This is a genomic window from Candidatus Omnitrophota bacterium (genome assembly GCA_003598025.1).
Classification (GTDB): domain Bacteria; phylum Omnitrophota; class Gorgyraeia; order Gygaellales; family Profunditerraquicolaceae; genus Profunditerraquicola.
On record QZKH01000002.1, the window covers coordinates 44,492 to 69,595 of the forward strand.

General features: G+C 41.7%; 27 protein-coding genes. 26 read left to right on the forward strand and 1 reads right to left on the reverse strand.

Annotated elements, in window-relative coordinates; all coding sequences use genetic code 11:
• Positions 1-6: 6 nt before the first annotated feature.
• From folE to C4533_00400, 7 genes are all read left to right on the forward strand, one after another.
• Positions 7-576 (forward strand): GTP cyclohydrolase I FolE, encoded by a 570-nt coding sequence (gene folE / locus C4533_00370; GenBank protein ID RJP29482.1) that lies wholly within the window; start codon positions 7-9, stop codon positions 574-576.
• Positions 577-608: 32 nt separating this feature from the next.
• Positions 609-1,157, forward strand: coding sequence for a hypothetical protein (locus C4533_00375; protein ID RJP29483.1), 549 nt, complete (start codon positions 609-611; stop codon positions 1,155-1,157).
• Between the two features lie 12 nt (positions 1,158-1,169).
• A complete protein-coding gene (locus C4533_00380) occupies positions 1,170-1,379 on the forward strand; it encodes a hypothetical protein (GenBank protein ID RJP29484.1) in 210 nt (69 codons plus the stop codon).
• 122 nt (positions 1,380-1,501) lie between these two features.
• The gene (locus tag C4533_00385) at positions 1,502-4,024 is read left to right on the forward strand and encodes a PAS domain S-box protein (protein RJP29485.1); all 2,523 of its coding nucleotides are present in this window, start codon (positions 1,502-1,504) and stop codon (positions 4,022-4,024) included.
• A gap of 65 nt (positions 4,025-4,089) precedes the next feature.
• Positions 4,090-4,413, forward strand: a complete 324-nt coding sequence (locus C4533_00390; protein RJP29486.1) for a PilZ domain-containing protein — start codon at positions 4,090-4,092, stop codon at positions 4,411-4,413.
• A gap of 2 nt (positions 4,414-4,415) precedes the next feature.
• Positions 4,416-4,805 (forward strand): PilZ domain-containing protein, encoded by a 390-nt coding sequence (locus C4533_00395; protein RJP29487.1) that lies wholly within the window; start codon positions 4,416-4,418, stop codon positions 4,803-4,805.
• 104 nt (positions 4,806-4,909) lie between these two features.
• Positions 4,910-6,433, forward strand: a complete 1,524-nt coding sequence (locus tag C4533_00400) for an ATP-binding protein (protein RJP29488.1) — start codon at positions 4,910-4,912, stop codon at positions 6,431-6,433.
• Positions 6,434-6,535: 102 nt separating this feature from the next.
• On the opposite strand, the gene C4533_00405 is transcribed toward C4533_00400, so the two are convergent.
• Positions 6,536-7,093 (reverse strand): class I SAM-dependent methyltransferase, encoded by a 558-nt coding sequence (locus C4533_00405; protein ID RJP29489.1) that lies wholly within the window; start codon positions 7,091-7,093, stop codon positions 6,536-6,538.
• Between the two features lie 162 nt (positions 7,094-7,255).
• Here C4533_00405 and C4533_00410 point away from each other — a divergent pair, with 162 nt between their 5' ends.
• The 19 genes from C4533_00410 (at position 7,256) to C4533_00500 (ending at position 25,098) form a co-directional block, all read left to right on the forward strand.
• Positions 7,256-7,942 (forward strand): hypothetical protein, encoded by a 687-nt coding sequence (locus C4533_00410; GenBank protein RJP29490.1) that lies wholly within the window; start codon positions 7,256-7,258, stop codon positions 7,940-7,942.
• Complete coding sequence (locus C4533_00415; protein ID RJP29491.1) at positions 7,939-8,388, forward strand: divergent PAP2 family protein; 450 nt, start codon at positions 7,939-7,941, stop codon at positions 8,386-8,388. The genes C4533_00410 and C4533_00415 overlap by 4 nt, the downstream gene beginning before the upstream one ends.
• A 12-nt stretch (positions 8,389-8,400) precedes the next feature.
• Positions 8,401-9,222: a L,D-transpeptidase gene (locus C4533_00420; protein ID RJP29492.1), complete on the forward strand. Its 822-nt coding sequence runs from the start codon at positions 8,401-8,403 to the stop codon at positions 9,220-9,222.
• Positions 9,223-9,232: 10 nt separating this feature from the next.
• The gene (locus C4533_00425; protein ID RJP29493.1) at positions 9,233-10,183 is read left to right on the forward strand and encodes an acetyl-CoA carboxylase carboxyltransferase subunit alpha; all 951 of its coding nucleotides are present in this window, start codon (positions 9,233-9,235) and stop codon (positions 10,181-10,183) included.
• The gene (locus tag C4533_00430; GenBank protein ID RJP29494.1) at positions 10,180-10,704 is read left to right on the forward strand and encodes a PadR family transcriptional regulator; all 525 of its coding nucleotides are present in this window, start codon (positions 10,180-10,182) and stop codon (positions 10,702-10,704) included. The genes C4533_00425 and C4533_00430 overlap by 4 nt, the downstream gene beginning before the upstream one ends.
• A gap of 193 nt (positions 10,705-10,897) precedes the next feature.
• The gene (locus tag C4533_00435; protein ID RJP29495.1) at positions 10,898-11,347 is read left to right on the forward strand and encodes a MarR family transcriptional regulator; all 450 of its coding nucleotides are present in this window, start codon (positions 10,898-10,900) and stop codon (positions 11,345-11,347) included.
• A gap of 4 nt (positions 11,348-11,351) precedes the next feature.
• On the forward strand, positions 11,352-12,617 hold the full coding sequence (locus tag C4533_00440; GenBank protein ID RJP29496.1) for a TolC family protein: 1,266 nt from the start codon (positions 11,352-11,354) through the stop codon (positions 12,615-12,617).
• A complete protein-coding gene (locus C4533_00445) occupies positions 12,617-13,510 on the forward strand; it encodes an efflux RND transporter periplasmic adaptor subunit (GenBank protein RJP29497.1) in 894 nt (297 codons plus the stop codon). The genes C4533_00440 and C4533_00445 overlap by 1 nt, the downstream gene beginning before the upstream one ends.
• 1 nt (position 13,511) lies before the next feature.
• Positions 13,512-16,685 (forward strand): efflux RND transporter permease subunit, encoded by a 3,174-nt coding sequence (locus C4533_00450; GenBank protein RJP29498.1) that lies wholly within the window; start codon positions 13,512-13,514, stop codon positions 16,683-16,685.
• Positions 16,678-16,974 (forward strand): hypothetical protein, encoded by a 297-nt coding sequence (locus tag C4533_00455; protein RJP29499.1) that lies wholly within the window; start codon positions 16,678-16,680, stop codon positions 16,972-16,974. The genes C4533_00450 and C4533_00455 overlap by 8 nt, the downstream gene beginning before the upstream one ends.
• 18 nt (positions 16,975-16,992) lie before the next feature.
• Entirely contained in the window at positions 16,993-17,982 is a 990-nt protein-coding gene (gene dusB, locus C4533_00460; GenBank protein RJP29500.1) for a tRNA dihydrouridine synthase DusB, read from the forward strand.
• 94 nt (positions 17,983-18,076) lie between these two features.
• A complete protein-coding gene (locus C4533_00465) occupies positions 18,077-18,379 on the forward strand; it encodes a hypothetical protein (protein ID RJP29501.1) in 303 nt (100 codons plus the stop codon).
• Positions 18,376-19,380: a ketopantoate reductase family protein gene (locus C4533_00470; GenBank protein RJP29502.1), complete on the forward strand. Its 1,005-nt coding sequence runs from the start codon at positions 18,376-18,378 to the stop codon at positions 19,378-19,380. Before C4533_00465 ends, C4533_00470 begins: the two co-directional genes overlap by 4 nt.
• A gap of 1 nt (position 19,381) precedes the next feature.
• On the forward strand, positions 19,382-19,981 hold the full coding sequence (locus C4533_00475) for a TIGR04076 family protein (GenBank protein RJP29503.1): 600 nt from the start codon (positions 19,382-19,384) through the stop codon (positions 19,979-19,981).
• 1 nt (position 19,982) lies between these two features.
• Entirely contained in the window at positions 19,983-21,245 is a 1,263-nt protein-coding gene (locus C4533_00480; protein RJP29504.1) for a beta-ketoacyl-[acyl-carrier-protein] synthase family protein, read from the forward strand.
• On the forward strand, positions 21,238-22,467 hold the full coding sequence (locus tag C4533_00485) for a beta-ketoacyl-[acyl-carrier-protein] synthase family protein (protein RJP29505.1): 1,230 nt from the start codon (positions 21,238-21,240) through the stop codon (positions 22,465-22,467). The genes C4533_00480 and C4533_00485 overlap by 8 nt, the downstream gene beginning before the upstream one ends.
• A gap of 35 nt (positions 22,468-22,502) precedes the next feature.
• Positions 22,503-23,963, forward strand: coding sequence for a radical SAM protein (locus C4533_00490; GenBank protein ID RJP29506.1), 1,461 nt, complete (start codon positions 22,503-22,505; stop codon positions 23,961-23,963).
• A 101-nt stretch (positions 23,964-24,064) separates the two neighbouring features.
• Positions 24,065-24,301: an acyl carrier protein gene (locus tag C4533_00495; protein ID RJP29507.1), complete on the forward strand. Its 237-nt coding sequence runs from the start codon at positions 24,065-24,067 to the stop codon at positions 24,299-24,301.
• Positions 24,301-25,098, forward strand: coding sequence for a cyclase family protein (locus tag C4533_00500; protein RJP29508.1), 798 nt, complete (start codon positions 24,301-24,303; stop codon positions 25,096-25,098). The genes C4533_00495 and C4533_00500 overlap by 1 nt, the downstream gene beginning before the upstream one ends.
• Positions 25,099-25,104 lie beyond the last annotated feature (6 nt).

Consider the following 25,104-nt stretch of genomic DNA (forward strand, 5'->3'; position numbering starts at 1 on the left):
GAGAAAATGAAAGAAATGAATAAAAAGAAGATCGAAGATGCGGTAAGGCAGATACTGGAGGCAATAGGCGAGAACCCGCGTAAAAAAGATCTATTGGATACCCCCAGGAGAGTCGCCGAGATGTATGAAGAGATTTTTTCCGGTATAAGCCAGGACCCGAATAAAGAATTAGAAGTTATACTGGACCAGAAACATCATGAAATAATACTTCTCAAGAATGTGCCTTTATACAGCGTATGCGAGCATCATCTCTTGCCTTTTATAGGCAAAGCGCATATAGCCTACATACCGCGCAAGGGCAGAGTAACGGGGTTAAGTAAATTGGCAAGAGTGGTGGATATTCTGGCAAGAAGGCCGCAGGTCCAGGAGAGGCTCACTACTCAAATAGTCGAGATCATTATGTCTAAATTGAGGCCTTTAGGAGCTATGGTAGTCATAGAGGCAGAGCATCTTTGTATGTCTATGCGTGGTGTAAGAAAGCCGGGTACACTTACTGTCACATCGGCAGTCAGGGGTATTTTTAAGGAAAACGAAAAGACTCGTGCAGAGACATTAGCGCTGATGAAAGATAGGTAATAAGCGCAGAAAGCCATATCCAGGAGGGTAAAATGAAGATAGAAGAAATTCAAATTAAGGCAAGGAGAGAATTTAATAATGCAATTTGCTTAATAGGCGTAATCCCGTTTTTGGTTTTTCTTTATTTATTGGTGGTGAAGGTCAGCTCGTTTAAAATACTCGTAGGCGATGTCGGTTATATAATGATTACCGCCATGGTTTTATTGCTTCTGGGTATTTTTATCGGCAGGAAGCTGCTTTGGGACCTGATATCTAATTTAATAGAGTTCAGCCGCCAGATAATGAATATGCAGCAGGAACTTGTAGAAAAGAAAAGATTGGCGGCGATAACAGAGACTGCCTTATCTTTGGGGCATGAAATAAATAATCCTCTTTTAGTAATAAGGGGTAATTTGGAAATGCTTGAAAGCGATATGTCTCAATCTTCTTTCGATAATTCAATAAAAGAAAGATTGGTCCTGATCAAAAGTTATTTTAACCGCATAGGAGAAGTTACCCAGAAGATGAGCCGGCTTTCAAATCCTGTTTTGACTGATGTTTATGGCGATACAAATATGATAGATTTGGGCAATTCCGAATAAAAAGGAGATACCATGAAATATTTGAGAAAAGACAAATTTAGCAAGCCTTTTACAGCAAGCGATATCCTGAATCTGGCGCTGGAAAAAGAAAAATCTTCCTATGAGTTCTACTCTAAGATTATAGAGCAGACAAAGAATGCATCCTTGCTTAAGCTTTTAAAACAGCTTAAAGATGCGGAGCTGGGCCATATACGCGCGATCAAGGCTTTAATCAGCAAGTAGCCTGAAACGAACTAAACACCCATTAAGCTAATTGAAAAGTTTTTGTCCGGAGATTTGACTTTTATCCCAAGGTTATGCTATATTTTACTTACTGCTGCCGTTAAACCTAAATAGGGGTTTTTATGGATAAACCTAAAGAAAAAACCGGATTATCTCTTCAAGAAAAGCTATTATCCTTCCAAAGTCTTATAAATAATTTCCCTATCCCAATATTTTACAAGGATTTAAAAGGCAATTATCTGGGTTGCAACCTGGCCTTTAAGCAATACCTCGGGTTGGATAAAAGCGATATTATAGGCAAGAGCGCATATGATATTTCTCCGGTTGATCTAGCGATTAACCATAAAGAGCGGGACCAGGAGTTATGTGAAAAAGGCGGGTCCCAGAAGTATGAAACAGCGGTTCTTGGCGCAGACGGCTTAAGGCATAATGTCGAATTCTATAAAGAGGTATTTTATGATGAAAAAGGGAATAAGGCCGGAATAATCGGGATAATATTTGATATAACCGAAAGAAAGAAGAAAGAAGAGTTATTAAAAGAGGCCCGCCAGGAATTAGAGATAAGGGTTAAGGTGCGCACTGCAGAGATAGCCAAGATAAACGAGGATCTGCGTAAAGAAATCAATGAAAGGAAACGCGCAGAAGAAGCTCTGCGGGAAAGCGAAGAAACATACAGGGCGCTTGTTAATAACTCGCTGTTTGGTGCTTTTATTATTCAAGATGAGAAGATCGTATTTGTTAACCCAAAAATGATGGAGGTTATGGGTTATTCCCAGCAGGAAGCGTTGAATGAGGATATTTTTGCATTTGTCCATCCCGAAGATAAAGAAAAGGTGAGAAATTATTATCACCTGCGTCTAACGGGAAAAGATGCCCCGAGTGTTTATGAAGCCAGGGGTATAGCTAAAGATGGCAAGGTGATCTATTGGCAAGTGCAGGCATCGTTGATAAATTACCGGAATAGGCCGGCGATTTTTGTGAACTTAGTAGATATAACGGCGAGAAAGGAATTCGAGGATAAGCTTGAAAAAAGCAAAGAAGAGATACGGATGTACCTGGATATTGCGAATGTCATAATATTGATTATAGATAAAGATTCCAAAGTAAGATTGATAAATAAAAAGGGCTGCAACGTACTCGGCTATAATGATTATAAGGAGATTATAGGCAAAGACTGGTTTAATACATTCTTGCCTAAGAAATACAGGAATAAGGTAAAAGAGGTCTTTGAGGAGCTGATGGCAGGCAAGGTTAAAGAATTCGGAGAGGCAGAGAATCCTGTTATAACCAGGGATGGCAAGGAAAAAGTTATACTTTGGCATAACAGCCTGATAAAAGATCCCGGAGGCAAGATAGTTGCCACTATCAGTTCCGGGCAAGATATCACGGAGCGCAAAGCCGTAGAAAAGAAAATTGCCCATATGAACCTTGAACTCAATAGGACCAACAAGAAACTTAAACAGCTGGCTTTGCTTGACCTGGGTACAGGCGTATATAACCACCGTTATTTAACCGAAATTATCGAAGCTGAATTCTACCGCGCAAGAAGATATGCGCATCCTTTATCTGCGATAATGATGGACGTGGATTATTTTAAATCCATAAATGATGTGTACGGGCATAAATTTGGAGACATGGTCTTAAAACAGCTTGCAACCCAGCTTAAGAAGATGGTGCGTAAATATGATATCATCGTCAGGTTCGGCGGCGAGGAGTTTGTAATAATCTCTCCGGGGGCAGATAGGTCCACAGCCTTGGTTTTAGCACAAAGATTATTAGATGCTGTCAATTTGTATAATTTCGGCAACAAAATACATTCAGTTAAAATACGCATGAGTGTGGCTGTAGTCTCATACCCGGAAGATAAATCAGTAAAGGGGATGGACCTTATTGATGAAGCCGCAGAGATTGTAAATAAAATAAAAGAAAAAGGCGGTAATGCCGTTTCCTGCTCCCTGGATTTAAAAAAGGTAAAAACCAGGGTTAAGGTTAATCACAAGGCGCATGATAATGTCAAGTCTCTGCAGAGAAGGGTCAACCTTCTTAATAAAAGGTCCAAGGAAAATCTGATTGAAGCCGTTTTTGCTTTTGCTAAAACAATAGAAGTCAGGGATCATGGCACTGGTGAGCATACTGAGAGAACAGTAGGGTATGCCACGCAGATAGCAAAGGCCATGAATCTGCCTCAGGAAGAAATCGAGCATATAAAACAGGCAGCGATACTGCATGATTTGGGAAAAATAGGCATAAGCGAGGACGTTTTAAACAAGAAAGATAAATTAACTAAGGAAGAATTTAAACAGATACAGAAGCATACCCAAATAGGCGTAGATATCATTCGCCCTATACAGTTCCTTCACCCCATAATCCCGCTGATACTTTACCATCATGAGAGATGGGATGGTAAGGGCTATCCGGGCGGTTTAAAGGGCGAAGAGATACCTGTAGGCGCAAGAATAGTCGCATTGGCAGATGTATACCAGGCTTTGACTTCGGACCGCCCTTACCGTAAGGCATTTTCTAAAGACAAAGCCATAGAAATCATCAAAAATGGCTCCGGATCGCATTTTGACCCGCAGATTGTAAACATATTCCTGAATTTAATCAATATCAAAGAGAAAGTAACTAAGAAAAAGCGCCATTAGTCCTTGCTTTTTTTATAAGTTAAAGTAGAATTAATTATAATAGTTTGTTAAAAAAGAGCTCAATTATGACCGACAAAATTTATGTTGATATCGGGTATGGCCAGGGCAGTTATTGTAAGGGTTATATTCTGGATATCAGTAAGGCCGGAGCAGGGATCGCCTGCAGTTGCAGTATCCCTAAAGGAGAAAAAGTTGATCTTTTGCCTGCCGAGGGTTATATTTTGCCTATGAAGGCAGAAGTTGTTTTCAGCGATAAACGTTCAGGCAGCCCTTATCCGTTTATTATCGGTGTAAAGTTTAATAAGCTGGATAAAGAGCAGAAGAATAAGCTTGAAAAGTTTATAGACGGCCTGGAGCAGAGAAAGATAAAACGCTTAAGTTTGACATAACTATGGAAACAAGGATTACCCCCAGAGTAGATATAAATATTACCATTATTTCAACCATCCCTGCTGACCAGCAGCAAAAATTTGCTCTCACTTGCGGATCAAGGTTTGAAGCACACGCGCTGGATATAAGCGAGATGGGAATAGGGATAGTATCAAAGTATTACTTACCGAAGAAACTCATCATAGAGATGGAGATAGACGGAACGCTCTTCGGCTTAAAGGATAAAATGATAACAATGGGGGAAATAAGGTATTGCGCTTTTGTCAGGACTCTGGGTTACAGGTGCGGAATAAAATTTGTTGACCCGCCGGAAGAATACAGAAAAGCAATCGCTAAATTTGTCTCCTTATATGAACGCAGGAAAGAACCGCGAGTAAGGCTAGCCGATTAAACCCACCTCTTAAATAATTCAGGATTAAATAAAATACCCGGTTAGATAATCATGTTTTTGGCGTCTTATATAGTGGTAATAAGACGTTAATGATAATTTAACCCATGCTTTCAAAAGTATTTACATCTTATACATATGGCACAGAAGCATCACTTCTTGAAGTCGAGGCTGATGTTTCCGGAGGGCTCCCTTGTTTTACTATAGTCGGCCTCCCTGATGAGTCTTTGAGGGAGAGCAGGGACAGAGTGAGGGCCGCGATAAGAAATTCAGGATATGATTTTCCCGTAAGCAGGATAACAATAAATCTGGCCCCAGCCTGCATTAAAAAAGAAGGTTCGTGTTTTGATTTACCAATTGCTTTAGGGATATTGGCTTCAAGCGGCCAGATACCCTTAGAACCCCTGGGAAGGTTTATGTTCCTTGGAGAGCTATCTTTAAATGGGTCGATCAAGCCGATAAAAGGAGCTTTGGCAATAGCTATGTTTTTAAAGAAGCTAAGCTCAGTGGATAATATAATCATACCTCCCGAAAATGCTTTTGAGGCAGCCTTAATAGAAGGGGTCAATGTTTACAAAGCAAGAGATTTAAAACAGGCAATAAACATATTATCTAATCCCGAGGTTATTGAACCCGTTAAGTCTGATTTGGATAAGTTTAATAAAAACAGTGATTACGGGCTGGATTTTTCTGAAGTAAAAGGGCAGTATTTCGCAAAAAGGGCTTTAGAAGTTGCAGCCTGCGGTTTTCATAATATTCTCATGTCCGGGCCTGCCGGTTCGGGAAAGACCATGCTTGCCAGAAGGTTGCCGACTATAATGCCATCCATGAGTAAAGAGGAGATTTTCGAGGTTACAAAGATCTATAGCGTACGGGGGTTATTGTCAATTGAAGACCCTTTGATTTCCAGGAGGCCGTTTCGTTCTGTGCACCACAGTGCTTCGGGAATTGCTCTTGTCGGTGGAGGCCAGGATCCTAAGCCGGGAGAAGTGAGTTTAGCACATAACGGAGTATTATTCCTTGATGAATTGTTGGAATTCCGCAGGGATGCCTTAGAGAGCCTTAGGGAGCCTTTGGAGGAAGGCAGGATTACCGTCGCCAGAGCAAATAATACGCTGACTTTCTTAAGCAGGTTTTTACTTGTCTGCGCTATGAATCCCTGCCCCTGCGGTAATTTCGGAAACCCGGGCATTCCATGTACATGCACTTCATCAAGGATCGCGCATTATAGGGGCAAGATGTCCGGGCCTCTGTTAGACAGGATAGATATATGTATTGATGTCCCAACGTTGCAATTTAACGAACTGGTTAAAAACAAACAAGCAGAGCCGTCTTCTGAGATAAAGAAGCGTGTTGAAGGCGCACGTTCTACGCAATTAGAGCGGTTTAAAAACGAAGGTATTTTTCATAATTCACAGATGAATGCCAAAATGATAAATAAGTACTGCTATCTAGAAAAAGATGCTGAAGGCCTGCTTAAAACAGCTGTTTCGGAGCTGGCTTTATCCGGCAGGGCTTATGATAAAATATTAAGGGTCTCACGTACCATAGCTGATTTAGCGCAAGCAGAGGCTATTTCTTCAGAACACATATCCGAGGCTATCCAGTACAGGAGAATTGAAAGGCATTGAGAAACAAGGCTGCGGTTAAACCAATGCAAAATACATTTTCATTATTAGTTTTATTCCGGCGCGGATGAGCTGGATATTTTTACTTTAACCGGATTCTTGTGTTTAGGGAACAAAAGGAAGCCTTTCAAAAACAACAAATTTATTGTCACGGCATAATGCGTAGTTGTATTTTTTAAGCAGCATATCAAAAATATTACTGATTACTGTCTCTGAGCCAAGGAAGTTTTCTTCATAACAAAAGAGTATAATTTTGTTGCACTTATTTTTACTCAACAGCTTAATGATCAATGATTTGACCCTATCCCAAGGCTTATCGCTAGAAATAAATATAACTACCGTAGATATCTCCCTGATTTGAGTAAAATCAAACCTAAAGTAATCACCGTGAAAGAAATTAGCGCGGAATTTAGGATTGTTTTTTGCAGCCAAAGATATATTCTCCTGGCTTAAATCTATGCCGTAAGGGATTATTTTTGAAGGGGAGAATAAATAGATAAACTTACAGAGTATCCCTGTACCGCATCCTAACTCAAAGTAATTTCCGCCTTCTATGTGCGGCAAAAGGGATAAGAAGATATTTATTATGTAAGGAAGGTCTTTTTTAGAATGCCCGTTCATTCTCCATTCTTTTTCGGAGAAAGAGCCTAAAAATCTTAACATTCTTATTTTTACGGCTTCGGATATCCTCATAACATTATTTTGGCACCATAACAAGTTACCAGTAAGCTATAACTATATCATATTTCTGTGTTCATAGGTAATCTTAAATAGACAGGTAAGCTTTTAATATTATGATAATAAATTTGATTTTAACATCTAAAGATGCTTAAAATCGGGTTTATACCAAAAAAGCCTTGCTTTTTAGGTTGTCTATTATATAATCTTAATAATAAAGGGAGCTCCATGAAACGAGTTAATGGCGTTTTTTTTGCTTTTTTGGCAGGAATAATCCTCTTTGCCGCTTATAGGTATGTCGCCCTTTTTGTTGAGAACAGGCAACTGCATAATACTTTAGCAGAAAAAGAACAGCAGATAGTATCTCTTAATGAGGAGAAGCAAAACCTCTTGCAAACACTGGAGAAAGAAAAAGAAGCCAGAGAAAAGCTCATTAAGGAAAGTGCAGGGCTAAGGGATTATCTAAGGGCTAGTAAACAGCGGCTTTCAAGATTATTCAGTGCTTATACTAAGAAAGAAAACGAATTAGATACTCTTAGCTCGCAATTTTCCATTCTCAAGGTTGAAAGAGACGCTCTGCAGGCCAAGAACACGGAAATTATCTCTGAAAACAGCCAGCTCACGGCAAAATTAAGCTCAATAGTAGAGTTAAAAAAGGCTATCAGGGAATTAAAAAGGCATAGGCGTTTGTCGCGGAAATTAGGTAAGGACGCGTCTGTTAACAAGCAAACAGATTCAGATGGCAACCAGGGGTTTGTAATAAAAGATGGGGTGCCTTCCGTAACTCAAAAGACCAGGGTGGAAGTATCGCCTGCGGCACAGGATAGTAGATGATAAAAGATATATTTTATGAATTTTTCAGTAACAAAATATTCATGACTACGCTTTCGGCCTGGGTAATCGCCCAGACTATAAAGGTCACAATCGGCGTGGTGCGTACAAGAAGATTTGATTTCCGGTGGTTCGTTGGTACCGGCGGCATGCCGTCAAGCCATGCCTGCGGGGCATCATGCCTTGCCACAGCCATAGGCTTGCAGTACGGTTTTAATAGTGTATTTTTTGCCTTAGCAGCTTCTTTTGCTGTAGTGGTGATGTTTGATGCGCAGGGAGTGCGCCGCTCTACAGGCAAGCAGGCGAGGATTTTAAACAAAATAATGGATGATATTTATTGGCAAGGAAGAATCCAAGAGATACGCCTACGTGAGTTAGTCGGGCATACCCCGGTAGAGGTAATAGCCGGTTTTTTCCTTGGCATTGCTATAGCATTCGTAGCCAAATAGGAGGATAGATACGTGAATAAGAAGTTAGTAATCAGTATATCTGTTGTTATAATCTTGATAATTGCGATTATTTTCTTGCTGGCCAGAAAAGGCTCAGGAACAACACTCGGATTTAGGGGCAGGATATCGCCCCAGGCAGCATCATTGATAGCCCAGGCAAACGGCTTTGAAGCGGATAAAGATTTTGTTCAGGCAAAACTGATTTATCAAAAACTTATAGCTGATTTCCCCAGTTCCAGGGATTTGGCTGGCTGGCAGAGAAAAATAGACAGCCTTAATGTTGGAGCCATTGCTTCACCTAACCAGGTGGAAGGCTGGAGCGTTGCTTACGAGATTAAACCCGGAGACAGTTTGTTCAAAATAGCAAAAAAGTTTAATACTACAGTAGAGCTGATAAGAAAATGTAATAATTTCGCCTCGGACAGGATTGTCCCTGGGCAAAAGATCAAAGTAGTTAATATGCCTTTTAAAATATTTGTAGACAAGTCTCAGAATATACTGCTTTTAAAATCGAATGACGAAGTAATCAAAACCTATATTGTTTCTACTGGCAAGAATAATAGCTCGCCCGTCGGTACATTTAAAATAACCACCAAACTAGAAAATCCTACCTGGTTTAAGGCAGGAGCCGTAATACCAGCTGACAGCCCCGAAAATATACTGGGTTCCCGTTGGATGGGCTTTGATTTGGCCGGATACGGTATCCACGGCACTACCGAACCCAATAACCTCGGCAAACAGGTTACACAAGGGTGCGTCCGTATGGCTAATAGCGATGTTGAAGAGCTGTATATGATCGTACCTGCCGGAACCGAGGTCACAATAGTAGATTAATCCTTATAAGATGAACGGACTAGATTTTGAAAAACCGATTATCGAGTTAGAGAAAAAGATCCAGGAGTTAAGAAGCTTTAATTCCGGCAAGAAAGTCAATATATCTTCAGAGATAAAGCAGCTGGAAGATAAACTCGCTCATCTTAAGAAAGAAACTTACAGTAATTTATCAGCTTGGCAGAAAGTGCAGATAGCCAGGCACCCTCAAAGGCCTTACACCCTGGATTATATAAGGATGATAGCCACCGATTTTATTGAGTTGCATGGTGACCGTTTATTCTCTGATGATAAGGCTTTAATCGCAGGGTTTGCTAAAATAGATAACTATAAAGTTATGGTTATGGGCCACCAGAAGGGCAGGGATACAAAAGAAAACCTTAAAAGGAACTTTGGTTGCGCTCATCCGGAGGGCTACCGTAAAGCCCTAAGGATCATGCAAATGGCAGAAAAATTCGGCTTGCCGGTTGTAATATTTATTGATACTCCTGGTGCATACCCAGGCATAGGGGCTGAAGAGCGGGGCCAGGCTCAGGCGATAGCTTTAAATTTAAGGGAGATGATGAATATAAATACCCCTTTAATTGCAACTGTTATAGGCGAAGGCGGTTCAGGAGGAGCCTTGGGCATAGGGATAGCCGACAGGGTTTTCGTGCTTGAGAATGCCTACTATTCAGTTATATCTCCTGAAGGGTGCGCTGCCATATTATGGAAAGACGGCTCAAAAGCGCCTCTTGCCGCAGAAGTGCTTAAACTTACTGCTCAGGATCTGTTGAGGATGGGATTGATCGACGATATAATCCCTGAACCTGTAGGCGGCGCCCATCGTGACCCGGGGAAAGCAGCAAAGGATATAAAAGACACACTGTTGAAAGCACTTAAAGAGCTAACCCAGGAAGATAATGCTCAGCTATTGAAAGAGCGCTATAAGAAATTTCGAAGTATCGGGGCGACAGAAAAATGATAGAACAGGAATTACTATTATTAGGCCTCCTTAAAGAAAGGCCGAGGCATGGTTACGAAATAAAGACTAAGATAATAGAGCTGTTGAAATATTTCGCCGGAATTGATATCAAATCCATATATTACCCTCTCAGAGTCATGGAGAAGAAGGGCCTTTTAACTAAGCATACCGATAAGCACGGGAAGCGTCCAGCCCGCATAATATATTCTCTTACCCCAAAGGGACAGCGCAGATTTGATGAGTTATTAGACAAAAGTTTCTTCCATTTTAAGAGGCCGCAGTTTAGTTCCGACGTGAGCCTGTATTTTTTAAATTATGCCCGGCCTGATACGGCAAAACGCAAATTAAGGGCAAGGCTTTTTATACTTAGGAAGATATCCAAAGAACTTAGCAATGTCCTCAAAAGCCAGGAATTAAGAAAACTTCCTGGTAACCTTTCTTTGATACTGAGGCATAATTTGGAGATGCTGGAAGCAGAGTCTCAGTTTTTATCCAGCCTGATGTCCGCAGTAAAAACTTGAATTCCCGCCCCCTTTTATTTTAGCCGATAAGTTATAGCATATTAACCCAAACAAATATTAAAAAAGCCGATTGACAGGCCCTATGAACAATGGGGTATGAACTACGAACTATTTTATATTGACAAACCAGATTCTAAGATATATACTTTACTTAGTTAATAGTTAATATACTTAACTATTTAGGAGGTAAGATATGCCTGATATATCAATCAACGAGTTTGCAGATAAAATAACGAAAATTATGCCGGTATTAGTCAGGGAGTTTTCCAGGCACAGCTCAGATGAATTAATGAAAGGCAAAGTCTCGCTGCCGCAGTTTTTAATTATGTGTTATCTTAACGAAGATAAAGAGGCTAAGATGAAAGATTTAGCCGCCTACATACATGTGACGACTGCCGCGACTACCGGTATAGTCCAGAGGCTGGTCAGGGAAGGATATGCCTTGAGGGTATATGAACCGAATGACAGGCGGATAATAAAGATCAGGCTCACTGATAAAGGCAGGGAGCTGGTAAAAAAAATCTCCGAGCAGCGCAAGAGGGCTGTAATAAGGGTATTCGGCAAAATCTCCGGTAGCGACCGGGGCCAATATTTAAAAATACTGGAGAAGATAAAATCAGCTGTTTTAAAGGACACAAGTTAATAAAATGAAAAAAAGCTTATTAGTTATATTAATATTACTATCAGTTTTCTCTATGTCATACGCGCAGGGCATGGATTTAACTCTGGATGATGTTCTTGTTATTGCACTTCGCGATAATCCAGATATACTGCTTGGCATCGAGGATGTTAAAAAGGCGCAGGCTAAAGTGCGGGAGGCAAAAGCATCTCTTCTGCCGAGTGTTAATTTCTCAGGGACATGGTCTGACACAAGGGGGCTTTATTCAAAAGACATACCTCAAAATGCGACTCAAACTACCTTGAAGCAGTATTTATTTAAAGGAGGCAGAATACTTAATTCTATCGCTGAGAGCAAATATAATCTTGATTCGTCTGAGGCTGCATTAGATGTAGCCAGGCTGGAAGTCGGGCTAAGCGCAGAAAAAGCTTTCTATACTTTATTGCTGGCTAAAGAATTGGTCAGCCTTAACAGAATAATAGTTGATAACACCCAGGAACATTTAAATTACATAAAAGAGCGCTATAATAGCGGAGAGGCATCTGAATCAGATATGCTTAACCTGGAATCTTCCCTAGATTCTGTTAAACAGGCTTATGAAGAAACAATAAGCCAGTTTGAGGCAGCAGACATTTTATTAAAGGATATATTAAATATCGATAGAGATACAAATATAAATCCTGTAGGAGAATTTAGTTATTCACCGCAGGAGTTAGCTTACGATGAAGCCTTTGTCAAAGCCATGAAAGACAGGCCGGAAATCAGGGAATACGAGGCTAAGGTAAAAGCGAATGAGAAATCAGTTGCCATAGCAAAAGGGGAGAGTTTGCCTACTGTTTATGCCTCATGGGATTATTATACCAAGTCCACATCATCCTTAAGTTTTTCCCCCACAAAAGGATGGCAGGATTATAATATCATAGGTCTTACCCTTTCCTGGCCGGTATTCGATGGGTGGGCGACTAAGGCCAAGGTCCAGCAGGCATTAGCAGATTTAAAGACAGCAAGAATAGAGAAATCACGTATGATAAGTGACATAATTTCTGAAGTCAGGACTTCATATTTATCGCTTAAGGATTCTATGCTGCAGATAAAAACATCAGAGTCACAATTAGCAGTATTTAAGGATAATCTTTCAACAGCTCAGGATAAATTCGAACAGGGGATTGTAAGTTCCCTGGATTTAGATGATGCCAAATTGAAACACGATATATCAATGTTTAATAAAAAACAATCTGTTTATGATTATTTTATGGCCAAGAGCAGTTTTGAGAAAGCAACAGGAGGAATATAATGTTTAACATATTGAGGAGACCTTTAATAATTTCGATATTTGTTTTGTTTATATGCCTGCAGTTTATCACCGGGTGCAGAAGTAAGCCGAAGCAGGAAAAAATAAACGGGATCATCCCGGTAAAAATCAATAAGATAGAGTTAAAGAGCGTTAACGAGTCTATTGATTATGTGGGCGATATAAAAGCCAGGGATGAAGCGCTTATTTATCCCAAGGTAAGCGGTAAGATAGCTGAGAAGAAAATTGCCGAAGGCTCTAACGTAAAAAAAGGCGAAGCGATTGTTTATATTGACAGGGATGAAGTAGGCCTGAAATTCCAGAGCGCACCTGTTGAAAGCACAATAGATGGAGTTGTCGGAAGGGTATATGTAGATATAGGAGAGAACGTAGACCAGCAGACGCCTGTAGCTTTGGTAGTCAATATGGATCAGGCAAAAATCAATCTTGACGTACCGGAAAAATATATATCCAGGATTTTGATAGAGCAGGAATCCAGTATAAAGGTCGATGCTTATCCGGATAAGGTATTTACCGGAAAAGTGACCAAGATCAGCCCAGTGGTAGACATTTCTACAAGGACAGCGCCCGTTGAAATTTTGGTGGATAACCCCGGACATGAATTAAAATCGGGGATGTTTGCCAGGGTAAACCTGGTAATAGACACAAAGGATAACGTGCCAGTGCTATTAAAGGAAGCGGTAATGGGTAAAGACCCCAATTTGTATGTTTATATCATCGAGAACGGTAAAGCCGTACTAAAACAGGTCACAACAGGCATCAGGCATGGGCCATTTTATGAGATTAAGACCGGGTTAAAGGAGGGCGATTCAGTCGTTGTGGTTGGCCAACAAAAGTTGTATGAAGGGGCAAGCGTTGCAATAGAGAGGGAATAATATGAAATTAGCTGAATTCGGAGTAAAAAGACCGGTCGCAAACCTGATGATTTTTACAGCTATTATTGTATTGGCCTTTTACAGCCTTACCAGATTAGGCGTAGATTCCTTTCCCGAGATAGAGCCCCCGTCCATAAGCGTTATATCTTCTTATCCCGGGGCAAATCCTGAAGATGTGGAGATCAAAGTTACAGAAGTGCTTGAGAACCAGCTTGCCACTACCCCGGGAATCGAAAAGATTACTTCGCACTCTTCAGAAGGTTCATCTGTTGTTACCTTAAAATTCAGCTGGGGCACAGATCTGGACGCTGCTTCTAATGATATACGAGATCGTATAGAGATAGCCAAACGTTCTCTCCCCGATATACCTGATGAGATGGACAATCCATTTATATTTAAATTCAACACATCCAATATTCCCATATTGTTCATGGGTATTACTGCCACACAATCTTATACCGAACTTTATGATTTGCTAGATGACAGGATTGCTGATCCTTTAAGGCAGTTGCCAGGTGTAGGCACTGTCCAGTTTCAGGGCGGAGGGTTAGAGAGGCAGATTAATGTATGGATAGACAGGGAAAGGCTCCAGGGGTATGGTTTTTCAATCCTTGATATTAAAAACGCAATCAAGGCTGAAAATATTACTCAGCCCGTCGGTAATATAAAAGTCGGACTCACCGATTATTCGATAAGGCTGCCCGGAGAATTTACAGACCCCGGGCAGATCAATTCAGTTGTATTAGGCAAGCGTAACGGCAAGATAATTTATCTGAGGGATGTAGCACGGGTAGAAGATGGTTTCAAGGAAGTGACCACTATTGCCCGCGTGGACGAGGGCCGGGCAATAATAATGATGGTCCAGAAGCAGAGCGGAACTAACACCGTAGAAGTAGCAGACAGGGTCAAGAAAAAGCTGGAAGAATTAAGGTATACATTGCCGCCAGATGTCAAGATGAGGCTGATGTTCGATAACTCCGAAGATATCAAGACCTCTTTGAGTTCACTTAAGGCCACAACCTGGTTTGCGATACTTTTAGTCATTGTTGTTGTATGGTTTTTCCTGAGGCAATTCGCAGCAAGCATGATTGTTGCTTTGACTATACCATTTTCGCTCTTGATAAGTTTCATATATTTATTTCTTAGCGGTAAGACTATAAATGTAATCAGCCTCTCTTCGTTAGCTATAGCCTCCGGAATGGTTGTGGATAATGCTATCGTTGTGGTTGATAATGTCTGGCGCCGCATAGAACACGGGCAAAGGACAAGCGAAGCATCCATATTCGGGACATCGGAAATATTTTTAGCAATCGCCGCCTCGACCCTTACTACAATAGTCGTGTTTATGCCGCTTTTGTTTCTAACCGGAGTAGTGGGGAAGCTCTTTGGCGAACTGGCAGCTATAATAATCGTAACATTGTCAGCCTCTCTTTTTACAGCAGTAACATTTAGCCCTATGCTTTGTTCCAAATGGCTAAAGCCGGATCACAAATCATTAAAGGCAGGATTATTTAACAGGATGTATGCAGTATCTGAGCAATGGTTTAAAAGCATGGAGAATACATACTCGAATATGCTTGCCTGGTGCCTTAAGTATAAGAAAATGGTAATTTCCATCTCTTTAGGGATACTTATCTTTGTAGGCTTACTTACACGTTTTGTAGGCAATGAATTTATACCTGAAGAAGATACGGGCGATTTGCGTATAAGCGCGCACCTTCCGATAGGAACGCGCGTTGAGGAGACCGATGGTTTAGCTAGAAAGATTGAGCAGATTTTTAAAGATGAAATCCCCGAAGCGAAATATTTTTACGTTAGGAGCGGCCAGCTTTCCGGCATCGGCAGGGCTTTTGGGAATGTTTCCGGTACGCATATAGTCTCAGCCGGCATCAAATTAGTCCCTAAGACAGAAAGAAAGCTTTCGGTTAAAGAGACAGCGGAAGTTGTAAGAAATAGGATCACCGCAATACCCGGGGTAATGAAAGTTGATATTACAACAGGAAACCCTATGGGTCGGCTGATTACCGGAGGAGGCAAGAGCATACAGGTAGAAATTATCGGCCATTCCTTTGAAGAAACAGATGCATTGGCTTTAAAGATCAAGGGTCTTATAGAAGGAATACCCGGTGCTGTAGAGGTGAGTATTTCCCGCGAAGCAAACCGGCCCGAGCTTAAGATTGATGTTGACCGCCAAAAATCTTCGGCATTGGGATTAGATATGAGCACTATAGCAGATACGGTTAACACTTTTATCCAGGGATCAGTTGCCAGTAAGTATAGAGAATCCGGGGATACATATGATATTTATGTAAGGGCAGATGATTTTTCGCGTTCGGACATAGAAGATATCAAGAACATACCTGTAGTGCCAGCAGATTCCGCATTTTCATTATCTTCCGGTAGCAACCCCAGGTTATCTCAGGATCTGAGAAAAACACAGATTACTTTGTCAAATATTGCTGAGATACGGCAGGAAAATATCCCGCAGGAGATAGAGCGTAAAAACCGGGAAAGAATAGTCAAGGTTGAATGTAATGCCTATCGCCGCTCGACTGGTAAGATAGTGGAAGATATAAATAAAGAACTTAAGAACATGATAATACCGGCAGGTATACAGGTTATTATCGGCGGTGAGGCTGAAGAACAGGCTAAAGCTTTTAAGGACTTGTTTTTGCTGCTGATATTGGGGATCTTGTTAGTTTATATGGTTATGGCTGCTCAATTTGAATCATTACTGGATCCATTTATTATAATGTTTTCCATACCTTTTACTTTCATCGGAGTAATCCTGGCATTTATTATCACCGGTACTAACTTAAGCGTTATAAGTTTTCTGGGTATAGTTATGTTGATGGGTATAGTCGTCAATAATGCTATAGTACTTATCAGTTATATAAATATTCTGCGCGCCAGAGGTTATTCTATGCATGAAGCAGTAACAACCGGCGGCAGGGACCGCTTAAGACCTGTGTTAATGACTACTATTACTACTCTCGTAGGCCTTCTTCCGCTGGCTTTATTTCAGGGGGAAGGGTCTGAATCCTGGCAGCCTTTAGGTATTACCATGATAGGAGGCCTTACCGTTTCGACGCTGATTACGTTATTGTTTGTCCCGACGCTTTATGCTATATTTGAATCCAGGGTCAAGAAGAATAAGAGGAAAACCAATGCATAATAAAATGTTGATGATAATATATAATGAGGCTTTGGATGAAGAAGTCATGGAATTATTCCAGGGTTGCCAAGTGCAAAGCTACACCAAAGTAACCGGCGTATTCGGCAAAGGCGTACTTTCAGGCCCTCATCTTGGGAATGATATATGGCCCGGGAAAAACAATATACTTTATATAGTGAGTGATGATGAACAGTCAAAGTGTATGCTCGGCCGTGTAGCAGAACTAAGGAAGAAACTCGGGCATGAAGGTATCAAGGCCTTTGTTCTGCCGGTAGAATATACCACCTGACATTAATAACCTTCCGTTATGTTAATAATCAAAAACCTGAAACTTTCAAAGCCGTATATTTTGGCTCCTATGGCAGGGGTAAGCGATCTGCCGTTTAGGATGTTGAACCGAAAGTTTGGCTGCGAGCTGGCTTTTATTGAGATGATTAACTGCCGTTCTCTAACTCACAAGAGCAAAAAAACCAAGCACATGCTATCAAGCAGCCAGAAAGACAGGCCTCTAGGTATACAGATACTTGGAAGCGATCAAAAGTTTATAATGCGTTCATTGGACGTGCTTGCTGATTATAAATACGATCTTTTAGACTTTAATGCAGCGTGCCCGGCAAGAAAAGTCGTGCGCAGGGGCGAAGGTTCTGCCTTGTTGAAAGAACCCAAGAAATTGGAAAAGCTGCTCTCCGCTTTAGTTAAGAATTCCGATAAGCCGGTGAGCGTAAAAATAAGGATAGGGTGGGATAAGAATTCAATAAATGCTGATGAGGTAGCTTGTATTGCTGAGCAGGCCGGCGTGAGTGCGGTCTTTATACACGGCAGGACTGCTTTGCAGGGATATGACGGAGATGTAAACTATCCAGCCATACTAAAGGCCAAATTAAAAACCAGGATACCTATTATCGGTAGCGGAGATGTATTTAGCGCAGAGCTGGCTAAGAAAATGCTTGCCGAAACAGGATGTGATTGCGTTGCTGTAGCCAGGGGTGCGATTGGCAATCCCTGGATATTTAAAGAGATAGATTCTTCTTTTGGCGTGTCAAAGATTTATAAACCTCCGAGCCCCGATGAAGTCTGTAAAGTCATGTTAGAGCATATGAAAATGTGTGTTGATTTTTACGGTGAGAGGGTCGGTGTGGTGATTTTCCGTAAATTCTTTTCTTGCTATACTAAAGGAATGCGTAAAGTAAGGCTGTTCCGCGAAAGGTTCTCTCGGGTAAAAACACTTATAGAGGCATCTCTCATAATTCAAGAAGCATTCTCTCCGGATCAACTAAGGAAAAGCCAGCGAAGGTAAGCTATTTTTTCTTGACAACAGTAAATTTTAATAGTAAAATTTTACTATATTTTAATTTCAGAATATAACATACTATTAATATTGAGGTTAAGTTATGGAATGGGATAAGAATACAGAAGATAAATTTAAACTTTTTATCTCAAAAATACCTATTTTTCACCGCGGGATAACGGAGATAGCAGTAAGAAAGAGGGCTGAAGAAAACGCGATTTCCAGGAAATCAGCAATTATCCAGGAACAGGATGTATTAAGCGCTTTTTTTTCGGATGTTCCTTCGCCTTTCTACAGCATGATGGTCAGGGTTATGGAACAGTCGGGGTTTGATTACAAGAAATACGGTTTTCCCAAGAGTACTAATCCGTTGGTAGGCAATAGCAGCAATAAACCAATTAAATGAAAATTGCAGTTGTCGGCTCGGGAGCAATAGGCGGCCTGGTAGCCGGTTATTTGAGCCTTAAGGGCAAAGATGTAGTTCTTATCGGCCGCAGCAATTCCGTTGCAGCAATAAACAGCAAGGGTTTGTTTATAAGCGGGGTAAGGGGAGATTTCAAGGTTAATATCCCTGTTAAGGATAAGCTAGTTTCGGATGTTGATTTAGCTATATTTTGCACAAAGAGCCAAGACCTGGAGCAATCGATATCACAGAACATAGATTTTATTAAGCAAGCCCAGATTCTAACGACTCAGAACGGCATCCGTTCAGAGGGTATTGCGTTAAAGTACGCGGATAAAGCAAGTATCATCTCCAGCATTGTCATGTTTGGCTCTACAAATTTAGAGCCGGGCAGGATTGTACATAATTTCGAGGGTAATTGGATACTCGGCAGGCCTTTTATAGAAAACGACCGTACGCTTATAGATGTTAGCCTGGTATTGAATGAAATATTTCCTACCGTAATAAGCCATAATATCAGGGCAATGAAGTTTTTAAAGATTTTTGTCAATGCTAATAATTGTATCCCGGCGATACTGGGATTAAGCATGCAGGAAGCTTTTAGTGACACGGATACCAGCCGGATCAGTGTTGCCATCTGGCGCGAAGGTTTTGATATTGTCAAGAGGTCGGGCATCAATCTTGTATCTTTGCCTGATTTTCCTCTTGAGCGCTTGACCGGCATTATCAGCATGCCGATGGAAAGCGCTGCTAAAGTGATCTCAGGTATAATGTCCGGTTTAAGCAAAGAGCCATTATACGGCTCTATACTCCAGAGTATAAAAAGAGGCAAGGATACGGAGATAGATTATATTAACGGTGAATTTGTAAAGCTCGCTGCTGAAAACAAGCTCGCCGCACCGTTAAATAAACGCCTTGTTGAAATGGTGCATATAGTCGAAAAAAACGGAAAATTTTTTAGCAGAGAGCAGTTGATTGAGGAAACGAAAGGTTTGTTAGCTTGATATGGAAAACATAAATTCGCCGTTCCCACGCCTCAAATTAACCGTGATGAATGTTTATGGGCATTGTTATCACGGATATAAGAAAGGTGACGAATTAATTTTAGAAGATTTTACCCATCCTCCAAAATTTTTCTGCCTAGGCCTGGCGCATGCGCTTTTTCCTGTCATATATGCATTAAGTTTCGGGGCAAAGTTTCCATTTAGAGATAACCAGCGTTCACTGCTGGTAACCTGTCCTGACGGAGGGAAGTTAGAATTTATGGCCGAGGTGCTTGATAAGCAGGGCAAAATTGAGAAGTTACCTAAAGCCCCTGATTTTAAAGGGCCTAACCCTAAAAAGATGGTTATAGAAGTAGTGCAGGCAAAAGGTAAATGTACCTTTGGTTATAAGGTAGGGGATAAATGGGAGACAAGCGGCTTGAAATGCATCCCCGGTTTTTGCGGCGCAGCTTTTCATTGTGCGTTTCCTGCGCTTTTTGCTTTAAATTTCGGCGCAAAGTTTTTATTTATGGAAAATCCGGATTCAATCGATACTGTTACTTGCCCGGATGGCGGCAATATAGTATTTAAGGTTTCGCGGGTTAAGGAGAATAAGAAATAATATGAAAAAGAGAAGGGTAGTTATTACCGGCGTAGGGGTAATTTCGCCTAACGGCATAGGCAAAGAAAATGCATGGAAAGCTTTCACCGGCGGAAAATCAGGAGTAAAAAGGGTTGATGGTTTTGATGTGTCGGTATTTAATACTAAGATCGCCGCCGAAGTGAGAGATTTCAATCCGTTTAAGCTTGGGTTGACTCATGAAGAAGCTACGCGCATGGATAGGTATGTCCAATTTGGAGTGGTTGCCGCAGATATGGCTTTTAAGGACAGCGGGCTTGTGCTTTTAAACGAGGACCCTGAGCGTATCGGGGTATGCCTTGCAAACGCTATATGCGGCACAAAGTATATGGAGGAAGAATTTGCCCTTGTCACCGAAGACGGAAAGAAGCCGATTGACCCTTCAAAGGTCAGGCCGGATCTTTATGATGCTGCAATGTTTAATACCCCTTCGATTGAAATATCTGCGAAATATAAATTGAGAGGGATCTGCGATACTTTATCTACGGGATGCACCGCAGGCACTGATTCACTTGGTTTCGGGCTTGAAACTATACAGGATAATGGACACGATATAATGGTCTGCGGAGCTGCAGAAGCGCCAATTACGCCGATAACATTCGGGGCATTCGATGTGGTCAGTGTCTTATCAGCCAGAAACGATGAGCCTGAACGGGCCAGCCGGCCGTTTGATAAAAAAAGAGACGGTTTTGTCCTGTCTGAAGGAGCAGGTATCTTGATCCTGGAAGAATTGGAGCATGCGCGCAGGCGCAATGCGAGGATCTACTGCGAAGTGTTGGGTTTCGGTACCAGCTGTAATGCCTATCATATGACAGACCTTCCTTCCGACGGCGCTGCCATGGCCAGATGTATAAGCCTGGCACTCTCCGACGCTTATTTAAAGCCCAAAGATATAGACCATATTAACGCGCACGGTTCATCGACGCGTATGAACGATATATTTGAGACAAATGCCTACAAGACCATATTCGGCGATTATGCATATAAACTACCCATCAGTTCCTTAAAGTCTATGATCGGGCATCCTTTGGCTGCTGCGAATGCGGTTGAGCTTACGATGTGTTCGCTGATGTTCCAGTATAATATTTTACCACCAACGATAAATCAAGAAGAGAAAGACCCTTTGTGCGACTTAGACTATATTCCTAACGTTGCGCGCAGCAAGAAAATAAACACAATATTAAAAACCAGCAGCGGTTTCTCGGGGATCCATTCTTCATTGGTATTAAGGAGATTCGATGAATAAGATCGCGATCACAGGATTAGGGATAGTCAGCCCTTCAGGGATAGGCAAGCGCCAGTTTTGGGCCAATGTTAAATCCGCAAGGTCATTTGTCAAAAAGATCACCCGTTTCGACGCTTCCAGGTACCCGTCGCATATCGCCGGCCAGATTGACGACCTTGATAAATACAGTAATTTTTCTGAGAGGCTGCTTAAGAAGATTGATGCATTTTCGCATATGGCTTTAGTCGCCTCTGAAATGGCGATGCAGGATGCCGGTATAGATATAAAGAATGAAGACCCGAACTTAGTAGGTATATTCTTAGGTAATGCTATCGGCGGCTGGCTTTATGCGGAGACCGAATTACGCGACCTATATATTGAAGGAAGGGAAGGAGTCTCTCCATATATGGCTTCAGCATGGTTTCCTGCTGCGCCTCAAGGTCAGGTCTCCATTTATTATGGAATAAAAGGTTTCAGTAAAACTGTCGTTGCTGACAGGGCAAGCTCTTTGATGGCTTTAGGCTATGCCAGGAGCACTTTAGCCAAGAATAAATTAAATATGATTATTTCCGGAGGCATGGAAGCACCGGTTACGCCTTATGCGCTTCTCTGTTGTAATACCTATGGAGCGCTCTCTAGAAATAATGAGCGTCCTGAAACTGCCTACAGGCCTTTTGACAGAGATAGGTCCGGTTTTGTTATCGGCGAAGGCGCAGGTATCGTAGTTATGGAGCCTATTGAACGGGCAAAAAAGCGAAATGCCAATATAATGGCCTTAATTTCAGGATACGGCACAACCTGTGACGGTTTTGACAGGATAAATCCATCTTCCGATGGCAGAGAGTTAGCCCGGGCGATAAATATGGCTTTGGAAGATGCGCAAATCAGCGCCGACGAAATTGATTATATAAGCTTAGATGGTTTAGGAGTAAGTTTATGGGATGATAGCGAAGTAAGGGCGATAAAAACCGTTTTCAAAGATAATGCGGCAAGAATACCCGCCAGCTGTCCTAAGTCGATGTTCGGTAATTTATTAGGCGCCTCCGGGGCAGTGGATTTGATAGCAACAGTTCTTAGCATGGAGAATAATTTGATCCCGCCTATACTTAACCTGGAAAACCCCGATCCCAAAGGTTTAAATTACGTACAGGGGCAGGCAAAGGACTATAAGGTCGGCAGGGCGCTGGTAATTTCACGCGGCAGGGGCGGGATTAACTCAGCGCTTGTTGTAGAGAAGCCGTAATAAGGCAAGCCAATGAAAATAACAACGGAGGATTTATGAAAATATTATTTGTTATGCCTAAGGTGGGTGCGTGGGCAACCCATGGAATACACAGGTCGCCAAACCAGCTTTATGCACATTGGGCTGCCTATGTGCGCCAGAGAGGTTATGAAGATGTGGCTGTAATTGACGGAAAAGCCGACCAGATTTCTATGGACCAGTTGATTGAGCTTGTCAAAGAGAGAAATCCGGATGTCGTGGTAATGGGGGAGCAGCTGCATGGTTATGGCGGATATGGTGTGTTACGCCATTTCAAAGATGCCGCAGCAGGAATAAAGAAGGCGCTTCCCGGCACAAAGATAATCCTCGGCGGGTTGTGGTATTCGGCAATGCCGGTCCCCACATTAGAAGAGAATCCGGGGGTCGATTTTGTGGTTATGGGGGAAGAGGAATCATTCGGAGATCTGATAGAAGCAATAGATAAAAATAAGCCAGTCAAAGACGTAGGAGGAGTGGCTAGCCGTATTGATGGTAAGGCTGTAATGGGGCCGCATAAGCCGTTATTGAAAGATTTGGATTTGTTGCCGTTACCGGCATACGATCTTTTTCCAATGGATAAATATGTGGGCCATACTTATTGGAAACCATTTGTTGATATGGTTACATCACGCGGGTGCCCTTCGGCATGCACATTCTGTTACGAGTGGGATCAGTATGATCCGCGCCACCCCGGGGATTTTCTTACCTGGAGGGCGAAATCACCTGAAAGGGTAATGGAAGAGTTGAATCTCTTGCATAATAAGTATGGAGTAAAAGTAGTGGTTATTCAGGACGATAATTTTAATGTTGACCCCGAGCGGGTGCAGAAATTTTGCGAACTTAAAAAAGCATCAAACAACCCTATTAAATGGGTCTCTTTGGGCCGGGCAATAGACTGGGTGAATTGCGAATCCATTCTGCCGTTAATGAAAGAAAACGGCCTGTTTATGGGTGTTTTCGGGATTGAGGTTACGACACAGTCGGAGCTTAAGAAAATAGCCAAAGGCATAACCATCGAACAGATCCAGAAAACAATCGATATCCTGCGTAAAAATGATATCGCCATTGTTGCCGATATAATGATGGGTTTTGATTATGATACCGAGGCAATCATAAAGCAGAGATTTGAGTTTACCGATGCTGTAGACCCGGATATCCTTTGGGTCGGCTATGTTACTCCTGCGCCTAATTCACCGATGTGGAGGATCTCTATGAAGAAGGGATGGATTGATCCAAAAAAAGTAGATTTTAGCACTTGGGATTTTTTGCATCCAGTTATACCTACCGACCACCTTAGTATCGAAGATCTGGGGAGGTTAGGATCATGGTGCATGCGCGAATTCTTCTCTAAACCAGGGAGGATCAACAGGATTATGGAAAGTAATTTTGATACCCTGGCTAAACTCTGCTTTCAGGATGTTATGGCAGGCATCAATAAATGGGAAGCAGCCGCGACTAAGGGAGAAGTACAGATATAAATTAGTTCATAGTTCATGGAAAACTGGGACACAAAGACACACGTCACAAGGTCACAAGAGAATCAAGTTCATGGTTCATGGTAATGATGGAGGATAAATAAATGGAGACGAAGGCAAAAATAAAGGAAGTTATAGTAAATCTGCTCAGGATCAAACCCGAAGAGCTTAAAGACGGAATGAGCCTGCAGGATAGTATCGGCGTTGATTCTACAGAGATGGTCGAAGCCGTAATTGCCCTTGAAAAGGCTTTTGGCGTAAAGTTAAGCGCTAAGGAAATAACAAAAAGCTTGACCCTGGATGAGATCAGCAGCATCGTCGATTCTAAAATAGGCAAATAATGAAGATAGTCGATTTAAGTTTACCAATTGATGAGAAGGCATTTGAAGTCCATCATGTTGATATTGAGCGCATAACTCATGCTGGAGGGGTGGAAAAGTTTAACCGTGTTATTATGGGCAAGACCTTGTCTGGGAAGATAAAATATGCCCTAGGCGTGCGCTTAGTAAAAAAAGAAGATTTGCCGGATAAGGAATTTTTATCGCTTGAGATAGTGCATGCGCCGGTACATGTAGGCACACACCTGGATTATTCCTTTCATTACGGCTCAAAGTCAGAAAATCGTCCCTCCAAAACCGCAGAGGAGATCCCTCTTGAGTGGTGTTATTCGGAGGGAGTCAAATTAGACCTGACCTACAAAAAGCCCAATGAAGTAATTGCAAGGCAGGATATTGAAGAGGCTCTGCGCAAAATAAATTACGCGCTTAAACCAGGTAATATCGTGTTTTTACAAACAGGGGCTGATAAATTATACGGTTCTCCCGGGTATTTTACTGATTATCCAGGAGTTGATATTTCAGCAATCGATTATTTGCTGGATAAGGGGATAAAAGTTTTTGGCACAGATACTATGGGCATTGACCGTCCGTATAGATTTATGCTCAAAGAATTTTTGGATACAAAAGACCCTAAAAAATTATACCCTGCCCATTTCTACGGCAGGATAAGAGAATTTATTCATATTGAACGGCTGGCGAACCTGGATAAACTTCCTGGCTTCGGATTCAAGGTATCATGTTTTCCGGTTAAGATTAAGAAAACCGGAGCCGCCTGGGCCAGGGTAGTTGCTTTTGTTTGAAAGGAG